The following is a 24,874-nucleotide window of genomic DNA, read 5'->3' on the forward strand; positions in this document are numbered from 1 at the left end:
TACCATGAACGGGAAAATAATTCTTGTCGACCCTATGTTAAGCGACGCAGGGCAGCTCCCTCCTGTTCCTTTTACGAGGACTTTACGCAGAAACCCAATCTTGCCTCTCCCAGTATCGTTAAGTACCTTTGAAAATATAGATGCGATACTCTTAACTCATGTACATTTCGATCACTTCGATAAAACAGCAAAGTTGATTCTTAACAAGAAGATCCCCGTCTTTTGCCAACCTGCGGACCTAAAACATGTTAAATCCTGGGGCTTCTATAATGTTTATACAATAGACGATATCAGTGAATGGTGCGGGATCCAAATTAAGAGGATTAGCGGGCAACACGCAAAGGGGGTCGTATCAAAACTGCTTGGTCCAGTATCCGGATATATTCTTAGCACGCCAGACGAGGGTTCCTTATATATAGTAGGGGATTGCATTCTCACTGATCCTATCAGTCAGGTTTTTGAACGATATCAACCCCAAGTTTGTATCTTAAATGCACCAAGGGCTCAGTTGCTGTTAGGTTCGATCATAACCATGACCCCTCAAGATATCATTAAGATCTTGAAAATAACTCCCGCAACGAAAATTGTAGCCGTGCATATGGATGCAATTAGTCATTGTACGTTAAAAAGAAAAGATTTGTCCCAATACCTGGAGCAACATAATGTTCTCGACTCGGTTGTCATTCCCCAAGATGGCCAGTTCATGTATTTTTGAACAGGACACCTGTGGTGAACGCGAATTCTGTTAAGGAATAGCTCCGGTAGGTTACTGTTTATGAAAATAAAGGCGGTTGTCCAGAACGTTAATTCTGCCCAACCGCCTTTATTAATTATAAGCCGTAGCCATATTGATATTTATCGTTTACGGTAACTGGCAGTTTGCCATTTGCTTTTATGGTGCCATAAAGCACCTTCAACACAGCATCAATGGAGTATACACAATCACCATAGGCACAAATGCAATTGGGATAAGGCGACATTTTCCTCATAATATATGGGCTCCCAAAAATAAGCAAAGCTGCATCTGTATGTTGTTCCTTGATGAGTTCAATCAACTCCAGCTGAGACTTGGGGACCGTTCCGCTGCCCTCCTTGTAAGAAAGAACCCTGACAAACGTCGCGTAAATGACATGATCGTAATGATTGCTCGCCAGGGTCTGTGTGACTTTTGCAAAATCTTCCTCAGTAGCATGCTCGTTGACAACTATCATTTCCAAATCGCTTACATGCTTACTGATCTGTGAATGGAGATAACCAGTCTTACCTTTGACTACATAACCTAAATCTTCCGCTTCCATCCCCTCTTCTTCACCTTTAGTAGCGATGAGGAGTGTTTTTTGGTTGGCAAATGGCAAGCTTGCCGCTTCTAGAACCGTTACAGACTTGTCGGCGATTTCCGCCGCTACTGCAGCATGTTCCTGAGAACTTACGATTTTCCTGGCTTCCTCCAATTCAATCAGGTTGTTATCAAGCAAATTGAACTTCTCTTTAATTTCGAGTATTCTCCTCACGGAGTTATCAATTTGATCGATCCCGATTGCCCCAGTATTCACAGCATTGTAAATGGCCCGAAATGTAATTTCCGGATCGGATTCATAATCCTGAAGAATGATGTCGTGCCCCGCCTTCACAGCCAAAACAGCCGATCGCTCGATTCCGTAATGCGTCTTGATTCCTCGCATGGTTAAGCTGTCGGAAATAAGCAAGCCTTGAAAACCGAAATCATCACGCAGCAAATCGGTCATTATCGTTTTTGACAATGTAGCAGGAACCTTCTCTTCTTCAGGAGCGAGAAGTGCTGGGTACAAAATATGGGCCGTCATTATGCCCATCAGACCTTTTGGGATCAACTCCCGATAGGGTCGAAGATCGACATTCATCAAATATTCTTTATCGCGCTCAACCACTGGCATAGAGACATGAGAATCCTCTTGTGTATCACCATGTCCCGGGAAGTGTTTCGCTGTCGGGATCACTCCAGCCTCTTGCATTCCTCGAACAAGCTCTGCTGCCAGTTCAACTATTAGGTCGACTCGGTCACTAATCGCTCGGGTATTGATGATCGGATTATCGGGATTCGAGTTGACATCCACTGTCGGGTTACTAACAACGCCAAAACCCATGGCTCTGGCTTCCTTAGCAATGCAGTAGCCCATTTTGTAGGCAAGCTCCTTGGAACGAGTAGCACCGAGCGCCATCAGTGTCGGAAACGATGTGCCAATGCTGAATGTATCGGCGATACCGTTCTCAGCGTCCAAATAAAATAAAAGTGGAGCTGAGGCTGCGGATTGAAATTCATTCACCCAGGATACTATGTCCTCTAATTCGCGCGACCCTTTCGTTGTAAACATAACCGCCCCGATTGCCCCGATCCTGCCTTCTTCATTCATTTGGCGGGCTTTTTGCGCGAAATCATGTCCTCTAACAACGATCATCTGTGCTATTTTTTGCTCCAGCGTCAATTCGTCCATCCACTTCTCGACTCTTCTTATCAATGGTAACACTCCCTATTATCCATTTTTGTCTTGCATCCGGAGTACTAAATCTGCTTTAGTGGAGCTAGAAGAATGGCAGCTGATCTTACTATGGATCGGCTGCCTTCTCTTGGTTATTGTACTATCTTTGTATCTCCTGAATTAGTAACGATCTGTCATCCGATTGTCTAGCTGTTCAAGCACAAGCGGCCAGGCTTGTTCGTGCTGAACCGAAGCAAATTTCTTTTGTTTATAATTTTATATTTATTCCTCTTCCGAGTCTACGATATCCCCTTTTGGAAAGAATAGATTTATATCGAATACTATCGAATGCGCTGAAAAGAGTGATGAAAATGAAGGCAATTACCTTTAAAGCATTTGCAATCATGAATGAAATTGATTTGAACAAAATCGCCATCCATTGCGGCATTCCCAAAAAATACACCTGGGAACAACCATTAATCCTGAAAAGCGATATTCTAAAGTCCATCCTCCATAAAAATGTGGACGAATCGAAAATGGTGCTTGTTTTTTCCTTTGGCAGCATTGTCTTTATAAATCACCTGCACAGGGATGATATAACGGGCTTTTTGAAGTATATTCATTCCTTCGAGCCGGACATTGATATCCAAAATACAGTTACATATACGGACGATTACAGCCTGCACATTGGAGAGACCGAAACCATCGAGTTAACGGACGAATTTGTTGTGGTACCTGAATATGAGACATTCTACCCTGAATTGATAGCCACTGTGTTGGCCAAATCGGTAGCACTCGAGAAAACGGAGGAACAACTCGGAAAAATCCACGACAAGCTAGAATCCATGATAGACCGGTTGGAAAAAGGAAAGCTGAGAATCGGCAATAAGGAATTGGCAAGGACAACCGCGAAAATCGTACGCCACGAGTATAACACTCTTGCGTATATCATGATTCTGGATAAACCTGATATTACATGGAGCAGCAGCACTGCCGGCGAATTCCACGACAAGATGCTGGATTTTTTTGAACTGAATGATCGATATAAAATATTGAAAAGCAAAACGGATATTTTATATCACATAATGGAAGGATTTTCCACTATTAGCCATTCGATTCGGGGACTATTCGTTGAATGGATCATCGTAATTCTCATTGTCATTGAGGTTGTCCTTACACTTTTAGAGATTGCAGGAGTGATTCCATGAGGTCCATAGTGGAATAGAAAAAAGCTGCCCAATAGCAGATTATCTACTAAAGAGCAGCCTTTCTATGCAATACAAGCGGACTGATGGAGTTAGAGCCACTCGTTCTTGGCCAACTCCGATTGGTCGAACTGTCCGATATGGACGAACTCGCGATAGGAACGGTGTATATGCTCCCTCATTACCGCTTCAGCCTGGTCTGGATCTCCTTGCTTCAACGCCTCGATCAGTTCCCAGTGCTCTGCCACTTCTCTTTCCTTGCTGAAGGTTCGGCCGACAATCCGGTTGACTAATTGAATCCGAAACGAGATGTACTCGAACATGCCGAGCAGGACAGAATGTTTGGACAGCTTGAAAATGTAATGATGAATATACCCGGAATCTTGCGACAAGGAGAGGATAGATTCGTCTGCCAGCTTCTCCTTCATGTCACTATAGAACTGTTCCAAATGCCGAATATCCGTATTAGATGCGTTATGAACGGCTAATCGGATGGCCATCCCTTCAAGCACAGCCCTATAGGAGTATAATTCAAAAATATCTTTGGCACTGAACGTTCGCACTAACGGCCCTTTATTCGGGACGATCGTCACAACCCCTTCTCCTGCAAGTTGACGAATAGCTTCTCGAATCGGAGTCTGACTGATATCGAGTTCACGGGCCAATCTGGTCTCTACGATCCTGTCCCCAGGATTCAGTTCACCGGAAATGATTTTCTGCTTGATCAGCGACACAATATCGGATCTTAAGCTATGTTTGTCTATGGCATTCAATTGATCGGATTCCAGCATCATTATCCACCCTTAGTTAATTATATAATATTGTCAAATTATATATTATCATTGGCGGAAGTCAATATTTCCTTAGGAAAACAACTGCCTCTTAAACAGCAGAATAGCTATTATCCTTTAAAGAACTAATTTTAGTTCACTGTTTAAGAGGCATGATTACTATAACGGTCTACGGTTAATTATTTGTATTGTCGATCATACGCTTTTTGCATCGTGCTCAAATATTTATCGTATCCCAATTTCTCTATATCCTTCTTGTATGCATCCCAATCTTTGTCGATATCTTTTTTGCCTGTAACGAACTCCATGATACTTTTTTCTACATAATTTATCAGCTGTGTTTTCGGCTCGGCAATGGCTTCCGCTTCATCCTTCTTGTAGAAGATCGGCGGTGTAATGATGCTAGCGCCGTATTGCTTATAATCATTCACTGCAGCATTCCATAAGATTTGTTCCTGGTTAAAGGATCCGTCGTTCGATACGGCTAGTGTGCCCTTATCGTCAGCAGCTGCGTACAAAATACCCACACTCGCCCAGAACTGATTGGTTGGTGTGCCCCATTGGTACGTCTGCTTCCATAATGCCTGTTCGCCGTTTAGTCCTTTAACACCCTTTTCAGGTTTCACCCACGTTGCACCTTCTTGACCGTAGAAGAAATTTCTCCATTCAAGATCATGGGAATAGTCAACAGCCAAGGCATCACCAAGGCGGAAAGCGGCCCCCGGATTATCTGCAGATTTGGTAATAACGTATGACGGTGCACCGAATGGTTCGTACCAAGGTGTTATTCGTTTGCCATTTGAACCTTTTAGCGGAGGTACAACGACAAATTCATCCCTTGCCCCTGGGGTATCGATCTGAATCAAGGAGCTGAGTGCTCCGTCGGCAAAGGCGCCTACGCGGTTGCCGTCCGGACCGCCGATCAGCACTTTTGCTTGGTCAACTTTTAAGGAGAATGCTTCTTGGTCAAGAAGCTTTTCGTCATACAATTTCTTCAGGAATTTCAGGCCATCCCGCCATCCATCCTGCATGTAGGAAGCCTTAATTTTATTGTTATCCATATAAAGCCATCCATAGCCTTTGCCGGTGCTCGCTACAAAAGGATTCATTAGAAAACCCGTCAAGTCCCCATTCCAGCCATTAGTAGTCGAGATTAAAGGTATTTCATCCTGCTTTTTATTACCATTCAAATCGGTTCCCTTTTGGAATGCCTTCAACACGTTATAAAGTTCGTCTGGTGTTTCCGGCATCTTCATGTTGGTCGCAGTAAGCCACTTTTTATTGATCCAGAATCGCTGCGCATACATACAGTGCATGCACTCGGACACCATTGGCAATGCATAGATATTGCCGTCTGGAGCTGTAATTTGTTTCAACAAATTAGGATATTTCTCTGTCAGCTTTTTGATATTGACGCCATCTTTTTTAATATAATCGTTCAAGGGCAGGAACAATCCTTGTTCTCCATAAGTAGCAATTTGATCAGTCGTCAGACCTGATTTCAGAAAAACATCCGGTAATTCCGAGCCGCTTGCAAGCATCAGGTTAAGCTTTTGTTTTCCTTCGTCCGCTGCTTCAGGCCCAAGCGTAAATTTCAATTTAATATTTGTTTTCTTTTCCAGCCATTTGGTTGCTACACTGTTATCCCAGTCTGTGATCCAAGAGATCTTTGGCGTATACATGCTGATTTCCTCGAGTTTCTCTACAATCGGGAACGCTCCGGGGGCTGTCAAATTCGTAGACTTCTTCTGCTCCTTGGTTGTAGTGCCTTCATTTCCGCCTCCCGAACATGCAGCGAGCAAAAGCGATAGAGCTACAGAGATGATGACGACCCATTGAATACTCTTCCTTTTTTTCATCTAAATCCCTCCTTGAGATATGGTGCATATAATGAACGGCCGAAGCCGGTTCACCCTTTTATTGCGCCAATCATGACACCCTGAACGAAGTAGTGTTGAATGAACGGATAAATAATAAGCATGGGGACAGAGGAAACGATAATCAACGAATATTTCAGCAGTTCACTGAGTCCCATTTTGGCAGTTAATGTATCAATATCGACGTTCTGCATCATCGCCATGTCAATACTGTTGGCAACGAGAATGTCCCTTAGAATTAATGTCAAGGGCCTTAAGCTTTCATCGTTAATATACAAGAGGGCGTCAAAGTAGGCGTTCCAAATCGAGACGGAATAAAAAAGTGCCAAGACTGCTATGATGGGTTTCGACAAAGGAAGGAGTACGGAAATCAAATAGCGCATATCGCTGCAGCCGTCAATTTGTGACGCTTCGAGCAGTTCGGAGGGCGTGCTCTGGAAGAAGGTGCGCGCTATAATGACATTAAAAACTGACATCGCTTGCGGCAACAGGAGCGCCCAGCGGGTATCGATCATACCGAGATCTTTTACGAGGATATAGGTCGGGATAATCCCTCCGCCGAAGAACATCGTAAAGGCAAAGATCAACATGATCACCTTTCGCGGTTTGAAGTCGCGCCTTGCCAGCGGATAGGCAGCGGCAATTGTCAAAATGACACTGATGGTCGTACCGACGGTAGTATAAAATATGGTGTTCGCGTAGCCGGTCATGATGCTCTTATTGGCAAATACCGCCTTATAGCCTGCAAGTGAAAAGTCTACCGGGTATAGCCATACTCTGCCGGTCACGACAGCATTGGGCGAACTGAACGATGCACTGACTACGTAGATGAGGGGATATATAATGACAAGCAGAATGATGAACAAAAAGAGGTCGTTAGCCAGATAAAATTGGCGGTCTTGTCTGTTTATCCGTTGTTTGTATACGCTCATAGTTTCCTCCTTAGCTGAGATTTACCATAGACTGGTATTTCCGAATCGTCTGGCGAGTCCGTTAACGAAGATTAAAATCATGAAATTGATAATCGAGTTAAAGAAACCAATGGCTGTCGAATAGGAATAGTTCGGCAAGCTGCTAAGAAAACTCAGCTTATAAAGGTAAGTCGAGATGACTTCAGAAGATGCAAGGTTAGTAGTATTCTGCATGAGATAAACTTTCTCAAAACCGACGCTCATAATATGTCCCGCGTTCAGAATAAGCAGGATGACGGCGACCGGGATCAGGACGGGTAAATCGACATATAGTACACGCTTGAACCTACTGGCGCCATCCATAATTGCTGCCTCGTGCTGCTGCCAGTCTACGGTTGATAAGACAGAGATATATAGAATCGAACTCCAACCCATATTCTGCCAAATGTCCGACCACACGTACAAGTGACGAAACCATTGTTCGGAACCCATAAACATCACTGGATCGCCTCCGAAATGGCCTATCAAATGATTGATAATACCAAGCTTGGGTGACAACATTTGATACAGCATACCGACTAGTACAACTACCGAAATGAAGTGGGGTGCATAGGTAATCATTTGCACTGCTTTCTTGAATTTGGAGCGAAGTGTAATGTTGAATGCAAGCGCTAGAATAATGGGTATTGGAAAACCGACCAATAATCCATAAAGCGTCAAAAACAGCGTATTTCGTATGACCACTCCAAACGATGGAGAAGCAAAGAAGTTTTCGAAATGTTTGAAGCCTACCCAGGGGCTGCCAGTGATTCCTTTAGTAGCGATAAAATCTTTAAAGGCTATTTGCAATCCGTAAAGAGGGAAGTAGTGAAATACCAGGATATATGTGAACGGTAACAAAATGAGCAAATATAATTGATAACGGGCAAAAACTTCTTTTTGGATAAGCTTTAAAACCAATAGCCCTCTATTCGTTCTTACATTTGTTTCCAAGTAATCACCCCATTCAAAGTATAATGTCGCCCCTTCAATCATCATTAATATAAGACCGGAGAGAATGTCTCTGAGGAGCTGTCTACGGATTTCCCAATTATTAATATAAAATCAATAACCTTTTTCTGTAAGCGCTTTCAATTCGCTGCCTTTCCGAATTTTTTCCTTTGTCTAATGTTCGGGTTTGCACCGGCATACAGTTACTCCTTGACCTCTTCATATTTGCGTAAAGGAGGAGGGGGCCACCTATAGTAGTATCCCCCATGCCGCCACTTACTCACTTGGATGAATCCTGTAAATCTCCCTTCTCAATAAGTACTTTTAATAGTCGTTACCGGACACCAGCGAGCTGTTTTTAAGAACGGAAGCAATATCCCCATAGCTTCTTTAGTATTGATTCGTTCTAGTCCGCAGGCTGCAATAGCCGAAACATATCGATCTTTATCATTTAATGATTGCTCTAATGCAGATACTGCCTCGCTAGCTTCAGTCCCTAATCGAGTTAGGGCTAATCCCGCTGTAAAACGAACATAACCATTCACATCATCCTTTAATCTTTCGCATAGGGCAGGTACGATTTGAGAAACAGGCTCTTTGATCATACCCAGAGCTTCGGTGACATGCATGCGTACAAAATCTGAATCGTCATCCAACCATCCCATCATCTTGGGCACTGTTGAAGAAGCACTTTCCCCTAACTCGCCCAAAACAAAAGCAATATATCCATGTACATTGTTGTTGCTATAATTTACTTCCATGGCATCAATAAGCGGTTTCAAAGCAAGGCTACCTTGGGCGGATAATCCATATGCGGCATTGCGGACAACAGATTCCGATGAATGATTCAACGCTTGAATCAAGGTTGGAATCGCTTTCTCGCCCATCGCAGCTAATCCATATGCAGCATTTAATGCAACATGCTCCCTTTTATCCTCGAGCTCACTCGCAAGCTGCGAGATCGTCTTCTCAGCAAGTTCCGCTGCGGCTCCATGTTCAAGTGTCTTATCTTGATTTCCCGCTAACCAATTCCAGACACTCTGCCACATAAGATGATGATCATGAATAGGATGGATAGGCTGCGGCGGTACATATTGCAAGCTTTGGTTGTTCCATTCCGGTTGTTTCGGCGCTTCTAAACGGTAGAACAGGAATTTCAACATAAAGCGGTCGAGATCAGAACGATTCGCCATGGCGGTATGCCAAATATCATAATCTATTAATGCCATAGTTCCCGCTTTGCCGCATATGGGTAATATATACTCGGATTTGTCCTCCGCGCGATTATAATAATTTTGTGTGCCTGGCATGATGGAGGAAGGCCCCATGTCTTCCGTCACGTCCTGCATGTAATAAAAGATCATGGCGTACCACGGGTGATGATTTCGTACTTTCTCATTTCCCCAATAATCGTCTTTATGCCACATCATCTCTTTGCTGCCTGGTCGATTATAATGTCCGTGCCTATGGGCGTCCATGATGTAATCAGGGCCTAATATGCTCTCTAATGCTCCTGTTACGGTCGGATGATCAAAAAAACGCTGGATTTCAGGAATTCTAGGTAATAAATTATTTCCCGGATTGCCTTCCTCGACATAGATGTCCTTAATTTTTTTTTGCAAGGACTGATGGAATTCTTCAGAAAAGTCGGTATTCAATTTCAAATATCCCTGTGCAATAAATTGTGACATTTGCTCATCGGTTAGTAATATTTTAGTTTCTTTCATTTGGTTCCCCTCCCAATTTCTAATTGTAAATTTGGACTTTGAGATACTAATTTAATTCTAAATTTCATTTTTTTAGTATCACCCCTCAATAATTGAATATAAAATGTAATAATTACATTGAATTTATACATATTATATATAATTATTTTTGGGCAGTCAATACGTTTCTTTATATGTTCAATACTTTTTTTGCTCTTAAAGTTGTAGGAACATGCCAATACAAAAAGCTGCCTTGGACTAATCCCAAAAGCAGCTTTTTGTCGTATAGCATCTATAGTTGTTCTCTACGAATTACTGTCTATTTATCATATTTATAAAGACTGTGGCCGGAGTTCCTGAAGTATAAATCGCCATAGTTGTCTTTGGCCAAATACAAATCACCGTCATGATCAAGTTTAATAAAGGAATTGTCAGAAGAGGAAATTTTGTAAAGCCTTCCCCTTATAGTGGCATACACAAATCCATCGCCTCCGTTCACCAACTCTGCAGCTTTCCAGGAAGTGTTCGTATACGAGAATTCTTCGATTACAAAGCTGTCCGTTACCGTATTGGTTGACGGGTCAATTTTGAAAATCCAGCCATCGGCCACTCCCCATATTTTACCGTCCGGACCGTCTACCAACGCTGAGATCACAGACTTACTGTTTCCTGTAGGGATAGGTACGAAATGAGTGATCATTGAACTTGTGGCCGTATCCCATACAAATACTTCCGCTTTGGTTTTGGTTTTATTGGAACCCAAGCCTCCCCAAACGGTAGTTCCGCCATATATTTTGCCGTTCTTGTAAACAAGCGCAACAGGAGACTGATCATCAACCAAGCTCGAACCCTTATAAGTAGTTCTGGCTCCCGTTACCGTATCATAAACAGTAAACCCACCATCAAGCTCCCCGTATTTGGCAATCGAACCTATATATAATTTCGTTCCATTGCCTACAATGGCAAACGGACGATCTTGCCCCTCATCGATCAGCCTGAATTTCTCAACAGGATTTGTACCCAAATTCCAGGCCTGGGTTGGATCGTATTCATAGATCTGCCCCCTCGGATAGTGGCCCAAATACAGCTTACTGCCCAACACACCCATGCCTTCGATTTGTCCGATCCCCTTCAATTGATACTGGCTTCCATCAGCGGGATTGTACACGCTAAGGTCCCCTGTTAATAATCCCGAGATGTACATATTATTGTCGGGTCCGAGCCCAATCGATCGAATGTCTACAGATTGCTCCTTTAAATTCAAGGTTGTTTCCTTATAATTACCTGTACTTAAGTTATATTTATGAAGGGTGCCGTTATTTTTACCTGACATGCCGACAAGGGTATCGCCCATATATCCCGTCTCGTTTAATTGTACAAATCCCCAACCAACCGGGTCTGCTCCCAGATCAATACTTGTTGTCGAATAGGTTTTGGTTGAAATATCATAAACAAATAACTCGCCATCGTTCGTAAAATATACTTTATCATCGCCTGGCTTTACGGGGGATACGTTGCGGGAGTTGGCGGTTGGAATTTCTGCATCCTTGACAGGCGTTCCCTGTGGATTGCTAAGAACAACCAATTTTTTGCTTGGTGACAACCGGGCAAATAAAACCCCATTTATGAGGTCCAGATCGGTTACCATTTCTTCACTGCTATATTCGGACGGGAGAATGTTCGTCTTTACCCCGGTACTGATGTTGTATCTTATTAGATAAGCGTGAGAGCCGATTCCAGAATAAAGGATATTGTTCGTTGAATCGAAAGCGACCGCTCTCACATAGGTCTCTCCGGTTTGCATCGAGCTGCCCGAAACCTTGGAGAATACTGAACCATCATACTTAAAGGCGTAACTATTAGGAGAAGTTCCTCCATAAATAGCACCATTTAATCCCGGCTCCAAATCCCATATATCTGTTTCTCCGGTTATCGCCTGCCCCAGATCCACTAAACTGTTCGCACCGGAAACATATTTATACACCTTTCCCCCGCTTGCTCCTGAGCTGGATGAGGCCGAGTAAACGCTTCCATCAGTAGCCTTAGCCATTGCTCTCAGAAGCTCAGCATTTGGAGCATCCAAATATTTTTGTGCAACACCTGTCTTAACATTAGCCTCAATGAATTTGGCGGGATTGGCAAAGCCTAGAGTGGTATAGACCACATCATTGCCCGAGCCATCCTTGCCGAATTGAGCGGAATGCACGGCAACATCCGTTAGCTGTGTTCCTAAGTCGATCAGACTGTTAGATAAAGAAACATCATCGAAATAAAGCGTGCCTGTATTGCTGATATTGGAATAAAGCTGAACGCTCGCTTTGGCTGCATTGGAGGGTGCAACTCCCGAAACACTAATGGTAGTCCACTGATTTGTAGGCGAGCTTACGGAAGCGGAGAAAGTGCCGTTGGTACAAAGAACGTCGTTTACGTCATAGTATTTGAGATACAGGCTGGCCGACCCACTGCTAATATACACCTTGGCCGAAGCGTTGTAGGTTTGTACGGAGGAACTCGGACCGGTTGCCGCGAGGGAGATATTCGTGCTAGTCATGCTTAATGAGCTTGAAGAGCTGCTGTCAACCATTTTTATGCTGTAGCTTCCACCATAAACGGTTGTCGTATCAGCAGTAACGGTACCGGTGCCGCTTTTTGTCCATCCTGACAGACTGCCATCCTCAAACCCAGGGTTATTCAATGTCTTTACCAAGGCTACGTTATCGAGATATGCCTTTACTGTATTGGTTGCGGATGAATAAAATTGGATTTGGGCTTTTACGGCTCCTGCTGGAGCTGCTCCAGTAATGCTGATCGGTTTCCATTGATTGAGGGGCGTTCCATAGAATTTGGACTGGCTTGACAATAGCAGGTCGCTTGCATCATAAAATTTAAGGTAAATGCTTAAACCTCCGTTATTTACATAAGCCATTGCTGATGCCGTATAATAGTTGCCTGCGAGAACACTGCTTATTTTATCGCTGGATGCTGTAAGTGTGGTGGATGAGCTAGTGTCTTCAAACTCCATAGAATAATTGAGACTGAACTTATTCGCAGTCGAGATTTGTATGGTCCCCGTACCCGATTTTGTCCAGCCCGGTATCGTTGCAGCATTCAAGTCATCGTCAAATTCAAAGTCTCCATTATTTATTACTAGCCCGAAATAAGTGTCTAACGTTGCACTTGCGGAAAATGCGCCGAAGAAGAACAAGGAACATACGATCATAATCAATCTTAATAGACTACATCCTTTTTTCATCATGAACCTCCACCTTTCATTTGAAATTGTGGTAACATCGCCCATTCAAATGAAATCGAAGAGGTGGGCGCACTTCACGCTCCCCTCTTCAATTCCTGATTGAATCGAAATCATGGATGAAATTGCAATAGCTTCTCCTTCATAAGTCCCATGCTGATCCCGGAGGAGATCTCCGCGACCGTCCATCCCGATTCTATTACCCACGGGCCCCAGCCTACATCCTTCGGAAGTCCGTATACTTCACGGTGCCGAACATCATAAGCGCGAGCCCATGCTCCGTCTAGCTGCGGGTTAGAGCTGTGGAGCTGGCTGCCGCATAGGAAGCGGACGATCCGGTTCCACAACGTTTCGAAGTACGGATCTTTGGTAACGAGATAAGCCTGTGCGAAGCCGACAGGGAGCCAATTGAGCGAATATAGCAAATCGGTGACAGGATCGCCATTGCGGCTGAGCAAGGTGCTTTCCTCACCTGCAGGGGCCGAGCCGCGTCTCGCCTTGTAGCCCGTGTCCCACTCCAGGTAAGCTCCGCTCGGTTCATGCCTGAACCGCTCCAAATCCGCACAGATTCGGTACAACCAGTCCCGATGTTTCTGCTCCCCGGTCTCCTCGTACAGCCAAGCCGCCGGCAGCACCAGCCTGCACAGCTCTTGAGTCTCACTGTGCTCTCTAGTCGTATTCGGGTAAGCCCGCATCAGCGTTTCTAACCCTTTGACGCCGACATCTCGCAAGTCCGGGCGGTTGGCCACGCGATGCGCTTGAAGAAGGGAAGCCAAATAATAGCCGTTATAGTGTCCGCTTGGAGAGTTCCCATCCCGCTGTCTGAGGTCCAAGATCGTTTTTTCATTGAGCAAATGACCTCGAGTAAAAGACACCCGAGTCCCGTCTGTCCCCGTCGTATTCACGAGAAATTCAAGGGCATCCAGACACTCCCGGAGATATGCGCTGCTCCCTGTATACCGTTGTTTCAGCAGTTCTCCGTACAGCATCCTGGCAACATCGTCCTGATAAGTGATGTCCCACTGGGATTTGGACCAGCGCATCATTCCTTTTAGCTGCGGGTCTTCCTTCTCTTGGAACACATCAAATGCGAAGCCGATCAGCCGCTCGGACATGTCCAAGCTGCCCCGATCCCCTGTCAGCAGGCCATGCATGAAAAACGCAAAGGACGTCTCGCCAATACAATCCGATCGTACCTCGGTGAGCACACGCGGGCGTCCATCCGGATAAATCTCGGTGGCGATTCCTTCCATCAGACCATCGTTGCCGTCATTAAGGAGCAGCCCCGACCGGCGGAACCATTGAACAGCCTGTTCCGTGCTTTTGAGGAAATGGTTATCCGAAGATTCATCCCCTCTGCCAAGACGTGTTGTGTAAGTGGGCTGAGGACATTGGAGTAAAACTGGCTCTTCGACCAACCATTCCAAAATCAAGGAAATCACCGACTTCCAATGTTCAGCTGGAGAAAACCGTGCCTGGATGTAGTTGCACAAGCGGAAGGAAGCCATCATGAGCGACCCCGAACGATCGATCCACAGTCCCCAACGTGTCGGCGGTCCCGGCTTCAACTCCTCCGTCGGCACCTGGTCGTGCTCACTAGAGGACGAGTATTCCAGAATAGGAGTTCCACCCTCGTACATTCCGCCCTGTGCGCTGATCATCAGGTTGCACTGATCGTCGAGCAGACCCCCGCGGGTCAACCCGTTCCGGTCTTCTCCCACATACACGAGCCGATCGTACCGGGTAGTCGACGTCATGCCTGCCTGGTAATAATGCGCGATGCTTGCTGTATACTCGGCAAAAACCCGTACACCCTTGCTCATTGCCCGTTCCAGACTACTTCGCATGCGGGGATCAGGGATGAAGGGTTCTTCATCCGTCCCGCCGAGCAGGCAAATAGCATCAAAGCTTTCCCAATCCGCCTGGTGAGCGTTAACCGGCGAGATTGAGATGACATCAATACCCGATAAGCGGAATGTAGTCTCTAGATCTGAAGATTGAGAAGCCACTATGGCGATCCGAGCAGTTGACCCAGCTTTACTTTCCATTCTCCTCCACCTCTATATCTCTAGTTTCCTTCTATATTGCGAGCATTGCCGCTATATCTGCTTCTAAGGCTTTTCTCGCCGCTTCAGTTGCATCGGCTGCCTTCATGCTTAGATGCTCCAACGCTTTGTTCAAATGATGGGCCTCTTGATCAAGCCGCCCTGCAGACCTGTGGTGCGCCGCCTGATCCAACGAATTGCGCAGCTGCATCGCAAGCGGATGCTGCAGTTGGCCGCTTGCTTCGTAAGTGTCTAACAGAGATGCAACAGACTCGTAAGTGCTCGTAACCCGGATTGCAACGGGTGTCGATTGCATCGTTTGACCGTTCAGCGTAACACGGACGAACACTTCGGCGGTGCCGGGATTAAAGGCTCGCAGCAGGCTGCTTTCGGCTGCAACCACACTTGGCTGAGAGCTGACGATCTCGATTTGAGCCCCTGTTAAGTCGGCTGTTGCTCCGTCAATGGCTCCCGCATTAATGTGAATAGCTGCTGTATCGCCACGGTGCAGCTCGGTCGAATATACGGTCAGTGAAACGGATGACAAGGGCAGCTCACTCACCCGGAACACCATGGGATCCGATTGGATTACGGTCGATCCAAGCTGAATAGCAGCACGAACTTCGGCTGTACCCACACCAACAGCGTTCACCTTTCCATTAGCGATTGTCACTACATCGGGACGGCTGCTCGTATACTGGACAGACAGTCCGGTCACATTGCGAGTAAACGTTCCGTCCGCTAAACGCAGACGGTCTACTTTGATCGAAGAGGACTCGGCCCGCTTTAATTCGGTCCTGTCCGCGCTAAGCTGAGCCCCAGTCGGGAGTGATACGAGCGACGGGTCTGTATAGCGCCATAATTCATGCTTGCGGCCTTCCAACGAAGAACGCATGTACAAATGACCGTAATCATCCTGTGTCAGATTGTCAAAACCCTTCTCGCGATCCAGAATGGTCACTTGTTTCGAAGCTCCATCGATGCGGAAAAATACGCCTCTAGCGGTTCCATAGACGTTGCCGTCTTTGCCAGTCAGCATAAAGGCATCCGACCACAATGTTCCCGCGTAAGAGACAGGGAAAATTTCGGATTGGTGGATGACTTGCTTGCTCACAGGATCGAATACAAACAGCCATCCCTCGTCAAAGCCCCAAATGTTGCCGTCCGGACCGATAATTAATGATGTGACCGCTTCCTTGTCGGGAACAGGTGTAAGCTCCAGTTCCTTGACACCGCTCGCAATGTCCCATACAAACAGCTTGCCTTCGGTTTGGGTCGGAGCAGGAGCACCGTAAGCTCCCCAAATGGAGGTACCACCGTAGATCTTGCCGTCTTTCTGTATCAAGGTGATAATGCTCTGGTCTTGCACGAGATTGCGATAAGTCTGGATCGAAGAATCCGCCGGATTATATACAGCGAAGGCGCCGCCCAACTGTCCATATTGAGGGACGGTCCCCATGAACACTTTGCCAAACTCCTCTGATACAGCCATCCCGAAAGGCCGGTCCTGCAGGCTATCGGCCGGCAGCTTGGCGACTTCCTTAGGAGCCCAAGGCTTGCTTGTATCAAGAGCACTCAACCGCGCTTGCGGATATATCCCGAAGTACATCGTAGACCCCAGGAACGTCATGCCTTCCGCTTGACTAATACCCGATGTGCGCATCTCGATGCCGCCCGTGTTCGGATTGTAGATTCCGGTTCCACCTTGCGTACCCGACACATAGATATTGCCGTCCGGACCTTGGCCGAGAGAGCGAATTTCAATCGGTTGCCCGGGAACGTCAACCGTTTTGCTGCGAATCGTTCCCGTCGACAAGTCATAGGTTAGAGCAGCATTGTAGCCCATCCAGGAGGATAGAATATCGGGAGAACCGCTGCCCGTGCCAGCTCCATTTATAATAGAAGCGGATTTCCAACCGTTATATCCGCCAAGACGGATCACTTTCTCCAGCTTCTTCTCGCTGATTGTGTACGAATACAAGTGAGCGTCACCCGGCACGAACATGTAAGCTTTGTCCCCTGCAGGTGAAGCAAGCGTATTGGCAGATGCTTTGAGCACCTGTGTTTCGATTGTATGTGTAGCCAAATCCATGATTATCATAGTCGACGTCTTGTTCATCTGGATGAAAAGCTTGCCGCCAATCAAATCGATGCTGTTCGGGTATTCCTCCACTTTTAGACTGTCCGGCAGTAGGTTCGCGGAAACCGAGCCCGTTTGAAGGTTAACTTCTACAAGCCGTGCATTCGCACCCGTACCGACTATCAGGATGTCACGGTTTGCATCGTAAAGCACCTGACGGGCATATTTCTCCCCCGGAACTGGTGTGCCCAGGTTCCGGAATGCCCCCGTGACTGTATCGTACTCAAACAGTTTGCCTCCTGGATATGTACCGCCATAAATTTTTCCATCTGGACCGTTCGTCAAATCGTAGATGTGTGTCTCAGAGGCGATCGGCTTCCCGATCAACTCTACCTGATCCGATCCGGGGACGTAGCGATACAGCTCGCCTTTCCCCGTCGTACCTATATATACATTGCCGTCATTGCCGGTTAGCACGGCAACGACTGAGGTCGTATTCGGGATTTCGAGCACCTTCACCACGTCAAGGGTAAGAGCGTCCAACACGGCTAACTGGGCAGGAGAGCCGTTCACGCTCCCACTTATATACGATCGGCCAGTGGCATCCTTGAAAGGCGTGCCCGCTACCGCGACAACTCGCTTGATAGCCGTCCCCAAATTTTCGTACGAACCTGCCGAGCTGCTGTCCGCTTGCGCATAACCCGCACTCAAGCTTCCCCATCCGAGTCCAGCACACAGGATCACTGCCGCCAACATTTTGATTAACCTAGACAATCCTTTTATCATTAATTTCACTCTCCCTTTTTTACCCCAGAAAGTGACATGATGCTATGAGATTTTTCCGCTTACTCTCCGTGGGCTTCATTTTCGATTTACGATCTAATGAATTATTGCAATCCTAGAAGGTGTAGCGGTGTAGCCGCGTCTTGGAATCCGAGTAGTACAATCGCCCCAGTCTGTCCTGCGCTAGAAATTTGGCTCCATCAGCCACTAGCAGTGTACATTGACTTGTATCCGGCTCATACCGGAACAAATAACGATCATGGATCGTTCCATACAAAGCCCCATCCTTGCCGAACAACAGCGCTGCGTCTCTCCAAACCGCCTTCTTGCTGTTATCGACTTCCGGAAAGAGCCTTTCGAAGGTGACGAAGGATTCAAAAGCGGGATTATAAGAGAATAAGTAACCTTCCGCCATGCCCCACAACAGACCATTCTTATCAAATACGATAGCGGTTAAGGCTTTCAATCCACGAACCGGAAACGGGATGCCCTTTGCCTCACGCAGCGCGATGTCATATACTAGTAGCTCCGCTTCCGTGTTCGGATCGGGCGATATGCCAAGACCACCGTATACCGTAGTGCCTCCGTAGAGAAGACCATCCCGGTACAGCAGCGCTATGATGCTTAAATTGGGAAGCGGATTCCGGTGCGCCCGCCTCTCCCCAGTCGCTGGATCGTAGGTCAGAATAGCTCCGCCGAGTTTCCCGTATCCGCAAATCGTGCCTAAGAACAGCTTGCCTTCCCCAACGGCAAGGCCATACGGACGATCCTGCTCATATTCGGCATGGTCGAACAGAAGCTTAGGATTGCTCCCGCCGGTTGGCAAGTCCCATGGTTGGGAAGGATCGTATTCGAACAACTTGGCGAGCGGGTAGACGGAGAAGTACATCTTCCCGCCAAGCTCAGCGATGTTTTCGGTTTGACCTACGCCTTTGTATTCCGTATACTGCTCTGTTTCTGGATCGAAGACGGACGTGCCGCCGACAAGAAAAGCTCCGGTATAAATTTTGCCGTCGGAACCGGTGACAACGCACTGCAGATCGGTCGGTGCCCCCTCTACATCGAGATCAAATGCGGAATAGCTGTTACGAGACGGGTTGTACTTAAAGATTGTTGTTTTCCCCATCCGACTGCCGGCTCCGATCAGCGTTTTGCCTGGATAAGCGGCTAGATCCTCAAGCTCCGCGAAGCCAAATCCAAGCGGCGCAATTCCCGTATTGATCTCAAGTGATTCCAACGTGTCTGTTGCAAGCTCGTAACGGTGCAGAATGCCAGCTATAGTGAAGTAAACCGATCCTTCATGCTCCGGAGAAACGCCCATACTGCCGATTCCGGATATTTCCTTTACGAAATGCTCGGTCACCTCTCCGTCCGCCTGCCGCTCTAAAGCGAACACTAGCAAGGTGTTAGACGGATGCAATCGTATAAAAAGCTTCCCTCCTTCCAAATTGGCGGTGTATACAAACTCGTCATTCCAGTATTGCTCCGGAAGCAGCTGCTCCTTGATAACCCCGGTCTTGTGGTCATAGCGTTTCAGGCGAGCATGCGAGCCGATACCGACATAGCTGTACCGTCCGCATTCGGTATGCGCGAGTGAACGCACGTAGGATTCCCCGGCTTCGAACGGCATTGGGCCGATCGTCTGAAAGCCTTCACCCGGCTTGAACTTGTAGAACACACATCCCGGATAAGTTCCGGCGTACATCTCTCCGTCCGGGCCAGCTGTAAGGGCGTAACCGAACGAGGTCTCAGGCGTAGGCTTGCCTAGACTCTCCAGCTCGCCGTCCCATGGGGTGAAACGGTAAACACCGCCGCGGTTGTAGGAGGCGACGTAGATGCTTCCGTCCGAAGCCGTTCCGGCAGTAAATGCTCCTACTGCACCCGGAAGACGCATCGTCCGCACCGTTTGCTCTCTGTCCAGATCTACCTTAGTCAGTCGGGCGTCCTCACCCGATGCCCCATCCAACACAACGTAGAGTGCATCTCTTCCATCATTTGTCTTGCTGAAGGCCGATGCATGCGCAGTCGCATTGCGGATCGGAATCCCCAGGTCGACACTGCTTCCTCGACTATTGGCAATCCTTTGAATTTGCTCTTCTTTGAGGGTCATTCGCTTCCTCCGTGGTATGGATTTATCCTTTAATGGATCCGATCATGACACCTTTTGCGAAATGCTTTTGCAGAAACGGATACACAATCAGAATCGGCATCGTTGCTACCAATATAGCGGCCATCTGGATCGTTTCGGGCGGCGGTGGATTCTCCGACATCAGCTCGGCCGCTCCAAGCGAATTCATAGGATCGTTAAGCACGACAATTTGCCTCAATATGACCTGAATCGGCCACTTCGTTGGATCGTTCAAGTATAAAATTCCAGCAAAATAGTTGTTCCAATGTCCGACCGCATAAAACAGGCAGAACGTGGCCATTGCCGGCTTCGAAAGCGGCAAAATAATTCGAATGAACGTCTGCAGCTCATTCGCCCCGTCAATCATGGCCGCCTCGTTCAATTCCTCAGGAATGCTAAGGAAAAATTGGCGCATCACAATCAGATTGAACGGTGCAATCGCTGCCGGTATGATGAGCGCCCAAAGGCTATCCAGCAGCATTGTCTCCTTGACGATCAGGTAAGTGGGAATCATTCCCGCCGAGAACAATACGGTAAACAATACCAAGAATAAGATAAATGATTGCCCCATTAATTTACGTGTTAAACCGTAGGCCATTGCTGAAGTGAAAATTAAATTCACCAAGGTTCCCATGATCGTGACGTAAGCGGTCACTCCCAAAGACCGGACGAATGATTTGGAATCGAAAATATACCGATACGCATCCAATACCCATTCCTTCGGCCACAATAGGAGGTCGCTCGACATAAATTCGTGATAGCTCGAAAAAGATACGGCGAAAATGTACAGAAATGGCAGCAGCATCATAAGGGCGATGATGCCTAACAGCAATACGTTCGGGAGGTCAAACGCCAGGCTTGATAGCCTGCTGCGTCCCATTCCGTCTTTTTTGCCCGTCGACGTTTCCATCAGTAGATGCCCTCCTCCCCGAACTTTTTGGCCAACCGGTTCGCTCCCATAACGAGCAATAGGCCGATAAGCCCTTTAAATAAACCGACCGCTGTTGCAAAGCTGTAATCCGATTGATTGATCCCCTTAAAAAACACATAAGTGTCCAAAACATTCCCAATGTCCATATTGAACGAGTTCAGCATCAAAAATATTTGTTCAAAGCCGCTGTCCAGAACATGGCCTAGTCGCAAAATCAGCAAAATGATGATTGTGCTCCGAATGCCTGGAAGCGTGATATGCCACATTTGCCTCCAACGGTTTGCGCCGTCCATAACGGCAGCTTCGTATAGGCTCGGGTTAATACCCGACAAAGCAGCGAGGAAAATAATCGTCCCCCAGCCTGCTTCTTTCCATATCACTTGCAACACGATTAGAGGGCGGAAAAAATCCGTAATCGTCAAGAAGTCAATTGGAGGGAGACCGAATTTGACTTTCAATATCGTATTGACAAGACCACTGCCCCGCAAAAAAATCGTGAATATTCCCACCACGATAACCCAGGATAAGAAATGGGGCAAATAAACGATCGATTGGATCAAGCTTTTATAGGGCTTGCTCCTCACCTCATTAAGCATAAGCGCCAATAAGATCGGCGCCGGAAAGGCAAATACAATCTGCAGAAATGACAGCGCTAATGTGTTCCATAGAACGCGCAATATCTCAGCATTATCAAAAATTTTAGCGAAATGCTTCAAACCGACCCATTCGCTTCCGGTAAAGCCAAGGAACGGACTGTAATCCTGGAAAGCGATTATGGAGCCGAGCATCGGAACGTATCGGTAAACGATAAAATAAAGAAGTCCAGGCAAGATAAGTAAGTATGCATACCGCTTTCGCCATAGGAGGCGGCCGATCCGGGGCTTCCGTAAGGAAGCCCCTTGTTCGGCTGGAACGGGACGTAGATTCATCGAAGTTCCTCCCAGTGTTTATGTGCAGCTCTTATTCCCAAGCCGTTTTTGGATCTTTGAGTTTCGTACCTGCGTTCACTTCTTGGATCCATTGGGCTCCACCCTTGGCCATCCATTCCTTGACCACAGTATCCCAATCCGAAATCGGCCGTTGTCCGGCAATCATTTTGGTTTGCTCATCAAGAATGAATTTGTTCAGCTCCGCGCCCTTCTCAACTTGTGTCGGTGAAGCAACGGAATAGTGCGGTGAACCGTAAAACTTGCTTTCTCCGTGCAGTTTAACCATTTCCTGAACGACGGCGTCCAGAACAGGATTGGAGTATTTATAAATTTTGTCGGATTCCTTCTTCGGCCAGGAAACATCATCCAGCAGATAGGATGTGGGACGGAGGCCGTCCTTTAAGGCATTCGCCTTGGAAACTGCCGCACCGTTCACCATGTCATAGCCAACACCGAGTCCGCCCATCAGCCAATCGAAATCTTTGTTGTCCGGATTCGATTTATCCGGCGCGATGATCGTACGAGGAGCCTCCGTCATTTCCAAGATGCGGCGCACTTTCTCTGGATCTTTCCCGGCTTCTGCCGAAATCGTCATAAATCCGGAGTACCCGCTGCTCGACGCAAGCCCCTTCGAGCTGTCGGGAGCGACCGCCGGAGCCATGAATGTGAACTTCGCCTTCGGATCAATTTTCACAAGACTGTCCGAGTTAGCCTGTATCATCCCGCGCGGAGTTCCAATAAAAATACCTGCTTGGCCGGAATAAAACTCCTTATTCGTGGCATTCCAATCGATAGTGGCGAAGTCGCGCGTGATCGCGTTTTGTTTGTACAAATCGGCGAACCATTGAACCTGTTCTTTTCTTGCAGGTGAGATAATGCCTGGGATGAACTCACCCTTTTCATTTTTATGATACCAAGCGGCAGGGTCCCAATAAGCGCCAAGGTTGTAGTTCGGGTTGATATCTTTGCCGAGTGCGATGCCGTACGTGTCATTTTTTCCGTTTTTATCGGGATCGTCCTTTGTAAACGCTATGGCTACTTTTTTGAGTTCCTCATAGTTTGTAGGCACTTTCAAGCCCAGATTGTCCAGCCAGTCCTGCCGGATCATTGGCAAGAAACCGAATCTTGGATAATATTTCGGAATCGCATAAATTTTACCGTCCACCCTGAATTGATCCCATACGAAATCCGGAACGGCAGACAAAGACGGATACTTCTTTATGTAGTCATCCAACGGCAAAAATGCTTTCTGCTTGGCGAATTTTGCATATCGGTTCGTTAAATCAGGAGCCTCGAATGCGATCATATCCGGAATCGATCCGGACGCCAGAACTGCGCTCAATTTCTCGCCATAGCTGGCTTGCGGCACCTGATTGATTTGATAATCGACGTTATATCGATCGTTGATCAGCTTGACACCTGGTGCATCGTTCGGCGGCAGCTCTCCGAAGCCGAATTTCATGGCTTTTATCGTAATCTTACGATCTTTCTCGTTCGGTGCAGGCGTCTTGGTTGGTGTTGGGTCATTAGTATTAGTATTCGATCCGCTTTGGGAAGAACATGCAGTTGTAAGCACCATCCCGGCAGTCAACACGATTGCTAGCTTTCGATATCTCATAGTAAGCCTCCTCATTGTTTAAGTATCGTACCGGATAACCATCCCTAATGTGTGCTCCGGCCTCGTTTTGTACCTTTCGTACACATCTAATACCTGCTCGAATGAAACTTGATCGGAAATCAGCGGACCAACACGGATCAGCTTGCGTTCCAGCAATCGCATATACTCCTCCATGTTGCGCCCCTCCGTCCACCGTACGAAGTTGATCGGGTAATCATGGCCGTCTCTCTCATATGTGGGATCCCCTCGGCCGGGGCCGCCCGCTTTGGATACTGTCAAATTCGCTTCCTTAATGAACATGAGACCCCGATTGAAATCCATCTTCATGTCTCCGACGACAACGACTTGACCTCGTTCTTTAACCCAGCGCAGCGCTTGGTCGATCAGACTCCCATCGGAAGCGTTTGCACAGAGCAGAACAGCATCGACGCCTGCGCCTTTAGATTCCAATTGCACTGCGTCGCTTAGCTCCTCCATGCTGTCCACAATCGTGCCGTCCGGAATTAGCTTCTGCAGCTGATTTCTCCGTTGCGTCAAGACATCGTAAGCGATAACCCTGTATGAAGCTGCATGTGCAATTTGACTTACCAGTTGACCGATAATGCCTAGTCCGACTACCACAATGGTTTCCCCGAACTGAAGTGAGGCTTTGCGCAATGCGTGAATAGCGATCGCGCCGAGTCCGACGAACGAAGCCTCCTCAAAACTCACGGAGTCGGGGATTGGCACAACCAAGTTACGCGGCACTAAGAGCCATTCGGCATGACGAACGTATGGTCCGCCATAACAGGCGACTCGCTGCCCTACCCTCAATCCGCCACAATCGGGATCTGCATTTACGACGTACCCAGCCGCACTGTAGCCTAATGCAACTGCTTTTTCATTCGGCCGCCGAGCGATCATAAGCTCCGTTCCAGGACTGATTGCGGAGCATACCGTGCGGATCAACACATGATTCGGCTTCGGCTGTGGCTTCGGCTCATTGCTGGTTTGGATCAATCCTCCTTTTGCTACCACTACATTCAAATGGCTTTCCCCCTTAGAATAAATCAACCACAAACAGATTAATTCGAACATCATTGCTTAAGTGTGCGTTTGTGATATGTATCTGGTTGAATTATATCGGTGCTTAGGAAGCGCTGTCAATCCTTATTTTAGTGACAAACGTCTTTTC

At 47.1% G+C, this 24,874-nt stretch carries 16 protein-coding genes; 2 read left to right on the forward strand and 14 right to left on the reverse strand.

Going from position 1 to position 24,874, the window contains the following annotated elements; genetic code table 11:
- The first annotated feature begins 4 nt into the window (after window positions 1-4).
- Entirely contained in the window at window positions 5-715 is a 711-nt protein-coding gene (locus AC58QD_RS11375) for an MBL fold metallo-hydrolase (protein WP_497333423.1), read from the forward strand.
- 115 nt (window positions 716-830) lie between these two features.
- On the opposite strand, the gene AC58QD_RS11380 is transcribed toward AC58QD_RS11375, so the two are convergent.
- The gene (locus AC58QD_RS11380; protein ID WP_497333165.1) at window positions 831-2,495 is read right to left on the reverse strand and encodes a glycoside hydrolase family 3 protein; all 1,665 of its coding nucleotides are present in this window, start codon (window positions 2,493-2,495) and stop codon (window positions 831-833) included.
- 332 nt (window positions 2,496-2,827) lie between these two features.
- Here AC58QD_RS11380 and AC58QD_RS11385 point away from each other — a divergent pair, with 332 nt between their 5' ends.
- Window positions 2,828-3,664, forward strand: coding sequence for an RMD1 family protein (locus AC58QD_RS11385; RefSeq protein WP_497333167.1), 837 nt, complete (start codon window positions 2,828-2,830; stop codon window positions 3,662-3,664).
- An 89-nt stretch (window positions 3,665-3,753) separates the two neighbouring features.
- Here the strand turns inward: AC58QD_RS11385 and AC58QD_RS11390 are convergent, their stop codons facing one another.
- The 13 genes from AC58QD_RS11390 to AC58QD_RS11450 form a co-directional block, all read right to left on the reverse strand.
- Entirely contained in the window at window positions 3,754-4,455 is a 702-nt protein-coding gene (locus tag AC58QD_RS11390; protein ID WP_497333169.1) for a GntR family transcriptional regulator, read from the reverse strand.
- Window positions 4,456-4,631: 176 nt separating this feature from the next.
- Window positions 4,632-6,311, reverse strand: a complete 1,680-nt coding sequence (locus tag AC58QD_RS11395; RefSeq protein WP_497333171.1) for a type 2 periplasmic-binding domain-containing protein — start codon at window positions 6,309-6,311, stop codon at window positions 4,632-4,634.
- A gap of 50 nt (window positions 6,312-6,361) precedes the next feature.
- Window positions 6,362-7,261: a carbohydrate ABC transporter permease gene (locus AC58QD_RS11400; RefSeq protein WP_497333173.1), complete on the reverse strand. Its 900-nt coding sequence runs from the start codon at window positions 7,259-7,261 to the stop codon at window positions 6,362-6,364.
- A 21-nt stretch (window positions 7,262-7,282) separates the two neighbouring features.
- Window positions 7,283-8,233 carry an ABC transporter permease gene (locus AC58QD_RS11405; RefSeq protein ID WP_497333175.1) on the reverse strand — a complete coding sequence of 317 codons (951 nt, stop codon included), beginning with the start codon at window positions 8,231-8,233 and terminating at the stop codon, window positions 7,283-7,285.
- Window positions 8,234-8,541: 308 nt separating this feature from the next.
- Window positions 8,542-9,957, reverse strand: a complete 1,416-nt coding sequence (locus tag AC58QD_RS11410) for a HEAT repeat domain-containing protein (RefSeq protein ID WP_497333177.1) — start codon at window positions 9,955-9,957, stop codon at window positions 8,542-8,544.
- 298 nt (window positions 9,958-10,255) lie between these two features.
- Window positions 10,256-13,192, reverse strand: a complete 2,937-nt coding sequence (locus AC58QD_RS11415; RefSeq protein ID WP_497333179.1) for a carbohydrate binding domain-containing protein — start codon at window positions 13,190-13,192, stop codon at window positions 10,256-10,258.
- Window positions 13,193-13,299: 107 nt separating this feature from the next.
- The gene (locus AC58QD_RS11420) at window positions 13,300-15,234 is read right to left on the reverse strand and encodes a hypothetical protein (RefSeq protein WP_497333181.1); all 1,935 of its coding nucleotides are present in this window, start codon (window positions 15,232-15,234) and stop codon (window positions 13,300-13,302) included.
- Window positions 15,235-15,265: 31 nt separating this feature from the next.
- Window positions 15,266-18,097, reverse strand: a complete 2,832-nt coding sequence (locus tag AC58QD_RS11425) for an FIMAH domain-containing protein (protein ID WP_497333183.1) — start codon at window positions 18,095-18,097, stop codon at window positions 15,266-15,268.
- A gap of 112 nt (window positions 18,098-18,209) precedes the next feature.
- On the reverse strand, window positions 18,210-20,204 hold the full coding sequence (locus tag AC58QD_RS11430) for a DUF6923 family protein (protein WP_497333185.1): 1,995 nt from the start codon (window positions 20,202-20,204) through the stop codon (window positions 18,210-18,212).
- Window positions 20,205-20,226: 22 nt separating this feature from the next.
- Window positions 20,227-21,102, reverse strand: coding sequence for a carbohydrate ABC transporter permease (locus AC58QD_RS11435; protein ID WP_497333425.1), 876 nt, complete (start codon window positions 21,100-21,102; stop codon window positions 20,227-20,229).
- Between the two features lie 29 nt (window positions 21,103-21,131).
- Window positions 21,132-22,082 (reverse strand): ABC transporter permease, encoded by a 951-nt coding sequence (locus AC58QD_RS11440; RefSeq protein WP_497333187.1) that lies wholly within the window; start codon window positions 22,080-22,082, stop codon window positions 21,132-21,134.
- Window positions 22,083-22,113: 31 nt separating this feature from the next.
- On the reverse strand, window positions 22,114-23,700 hold the full coding sequence (locus tag AC58QD_RS11445) for an extracellular solute-binding protein (protein WP_497333189.1): 1,587 nt from the start codon (window positions 23,698-23,700) through the stop codon (window positions 22,114-22,116).
- 18 nt (window positions 23,701-23,718) lie between these two features.
- Entirely contained in the window at window positions 23,719-24,717 is a 999-nt protein-coding gene (locus tag AC58QD_RS11450; RefSeq protein WP_497333427.1) for a zinc-dependent alcohol dehydrogenase, read from the reverse strand.
- Window positions 24,718-24,874: the final 157 nt, after the last annotated feature.

The organism is Paenibacillus sp. J2R1T-4, from assembly GCF_059692235.1.

Bases quoted from the DNA above. Each gene is read 5' to 3' on its own strand.
- AC58QD_RS11440 (WP_497333187.1), bottom strand. From the start codon at position 22,082: ATGAATCTACGTCCCGTTCCAGCCGAACAAGGGGCTTCCTTACGGAAG.
- AC58QD_RS11435 (WP_497333425.1), bottom strand. From the start codon at position 21,102: ATGGGACGCAGCAGGCTATCAAGCCTGGCGTTTGACCTCCCGAACGTA.
- AC58QD_RS11375 (WP_497333423.1), top strand. From the start codon at position 5: ATGAACGGGAAAATAATTCTTGTCGACCCTATGTTAAGCGACGCAGGG.
- AC58QD_RS11390 (WP_497333169.1), bottom strand. From the start codon at position 4,455: ATGATGCTGGAATCCGATCAATTGAATGCCATAGACAAACATAGCTTA.
- AC58QD_RS11415 (WP_497333179.1), bottom strand. From the start codon at position 13,192: ATGATGAAAAAAGGATGTAGTCTATTAAGATTGATTATGATCGTATGT.
- AC58QD_RS11430 (WP_497333185.1), bottom strand. From the start codon at position 20,204: ATGACCCTCAAAGAAGAGCAAATTCAAAGGATTGCCAATAGTCGAGGA.
- AC58QD_RS11385 (WP_497333167.1), top strand. From the start codon at position 2,828: ATGAAGGCAATTACCTTTAAAGCATTTGCAATCATGAATGAAATTGAT.
- AC58QD_RS11425 (WP_497333183.1), bottom strand. From the start codon at position 18,097: ATGATAAAAGGATTGTCTAGGTTAATCAAAATGTTGGCGGCAGTGATC.
- AC58QD_RS11410 (WP_497333177.1), bottom strand. From the start codon at position 9,957: ATGAAAGAAACTAAAATATTACTAACCGATGAGCAAATGTCACAATTT.
- AC58QD_RS11400 (WP_497333173.1), bottom strand. From the start codon at position 7,261: ATGAGCGTATACAAACAACGGATAAACAGACAAGACCGCCAATTTTAT.
- AC58QD_RS11420 (WP_497333181.1), bottom strand. From the start codon at position 15,234: ATGGAAAGTAAAGCTGGGTCAACTGCTCGGATCGCCATAGTGGCTTCT.
- AC58QD_RS11395 (WP_497333171.1), bottom strand. From the start codon at position 6,311: ATGAAAAAAAGGAAGAGTATTCAATGGGTCGTCATCATCTCTGTAGCT.
- AC58QD_RS11445 (WP_497333189.1), bottom strand. From the start codon at position 23,700: ATGAGATATCGAAAGCTAGCAATCGTGTTGACTGCCGGGATGGTGCTT.